This is a genomic window from Staphylococcus sp. GDX8P80P, assembly GCF_017893095.1.
GTDB lineage: Bacteria > Bacillota > Bacilli > Staphylococcales > Staphylococcaceae > Staphylococcus > Staphylococcus borealis.
Window position 1 is genome coordinate 1 of record NZ_JAESMI010000092.1, and the last position, 2,006, is coordinate 2,006.

The 2,006-nt window shown below is 50.7% G+C and carries 2 rRNA genes; both read left to right on the plus strand.

The features are described from left to right. Nucleotides 1-1,724: ribosomal RNA gene (locus KA858_RS08770) — 23S ribosomal RNA — on the plus strand; the annotation flags it as partial. A gap of 71 nt (nucleotides 1,725-1,795) precedes the next feature. Further along, nucleotides 1,796-1,910 (plus strand): 5S ribosomal RNA (gene rrf / locus KA858_RS08775). Nucleotides 1,911-2,006 lie beyond the last annotated feature (96 nt).

Genomic DNA, 2,006 nt, shown 5'->3' on the forward strand with positions numbered 1-2,006 from the left:
AAGCTGTGGATTGTCCGTAGGACAATGGTAGGAGAGCGTTCTAAGGGCGTTGAAGCATGATCGCAAGGACATGTGGAGCGCTTAGAAGTGAGAATGCCGGTGTGAGTAGCGAAAGACGGGTGAGAATCCCGTCCACCGATTGACTAAGGTTTCCAGAGGAAGGCTCGTCCGCTCTGGGTTAGTCGGGTCCTAAGCTGAGGCCGACAGGCGTAGGCGATGGATAACAGGTTGATATTCCTGTACCACCTAACATCGTTTTAATCGATGGGGGGACGCAGTAGGATAGGCGAAGCGTACGATTGGATTGTACGTCTAAGCAGTGAGATTGAGTGTTAGGCAAATCCGGCACTCTTAAGATTGAGCTGTGATGGGGAGAGGAAATTGTTTCCTCGAGTCGTTGATTTCACACTGCCGAGAAAAGCCTCTAGATAGATAATAGGTGCCCGTACCGCAAACCGACACAGGTAGTCAAGATGAGAATTCTAAGGTGAGCGAGCGAACTCTCGTTAAGGAACTCGGCAAAATGACCCCGTAACTTCGGGAGAAGGGGTGCTCTTTAGGGTGCAAGCCCAGAAGAGCCGCAGTGAATAGGCCCAAGCGACTGTTTATCAAAAACACAGGTCTCTGCTAAACCGTAAGGTGATGTATAGGGGCTGACGCCTGCCCGGTGCTGGAAGGTTAAGAGGAGTGGTTAGCTTCTGCGAAGCTACGAATCGAAGCCCCAGTAAACGGCGGCCGTAACTATAACGGTCCTAAGGTAGCGAAATTCCTTGTCGGGTAAGTTCCGACCCGCACGAAAGGCGTAACGATTTGGGCACTGTCTCAACGAGAGACTCGGTGAAATCATAGTACCTGTGAAGATGCAGGTTACCCGCGACAGGACGGAAAGACCCCGTGGAGCTTTACTGTAGCCTGATATTGAAATTCGGCACAGCTTGTACAGGATAGGTAGGAGCCTTTGAAACGTGAGCGCTAGCTTACGTGGAGGCGCTGGTGGGATACTACCCTAGCTGTGTTGGCTTTCTAACCCGCACCACTTATCGTGGTGGGAGACAGTGTCAGGCGGGCAGTTTGACTGGGGCGGTCGCCTCCTAAAAGGTAACGGAGGCGCTCAAAGGTTCCCTCAGAATGGTTGGAAATCATTCATAGAGTGTAAAGGCATAAGGGAGCTTGACTGCGAGACCTACAAGTCGAGCAGGGTCGAAAGACGGACTTAGTGATCCGGTGGTTCCGCATGGAAGGGCCATCGCTCAACGGATAAAAGCTACCCCGGGGATAACAGGCTTATCTCCCCCAAGAGTTCACATCGACGGGGAGGTTTGGCACCTCGATGTCGGCTCATCGCATCCTGGGGCTGTAGTCGGTCCCAAGGGTTGGGCTGTTCGCCCATTAAAGCGGTACGCGAGCTGGGTTCAGAACGTCGTGAGACAGTTCGGTCCCTATCCGTCGTGGGCGTAGGAAATTTGAGAGGAGCTGTCCTTAGTACGAGAGGACCGGGATGGACATACCTCTGGTGTACCAGTTGTCGTGCCAACGGCATAGCTGGGTAGCTATGTATGGACGGGATAAGTGCTGAAAGCATCTAAGCATGAAGCCCCCCTCAAGATGAGATTTCCCAACTTCGGTTATAAGATCCCTCAAAGATGATGAGGTTAATAGGTTCGAGGTGGAAGCGTGGCGACACGTGGAGCTGACGAATACTAATCGATCGAAGACTTAATCAATTTATTTCAAAGTTTTGCGAAGCAAAATCATTTACTTACTATCTAGTTTTGAATGTATAATCATTCTCTTGTCTGGTGACAATGGCAAGGAGGTCACACCTGTTCCCATGCCGAACACAGAAGTTAAGCTCCTTAGCGCCGATGGTAGTTGGATTTACGTTCCGCTAGAGTAGGACGTTGCCAGGCAAAGTAAAGGGAGCGGGACAGAATTCTTTTAAATAAGTCGTCACACTCCCAGCTTGCTTTGCTTGTTGAATTTCTTGATGAAATGCGATTTGTTGG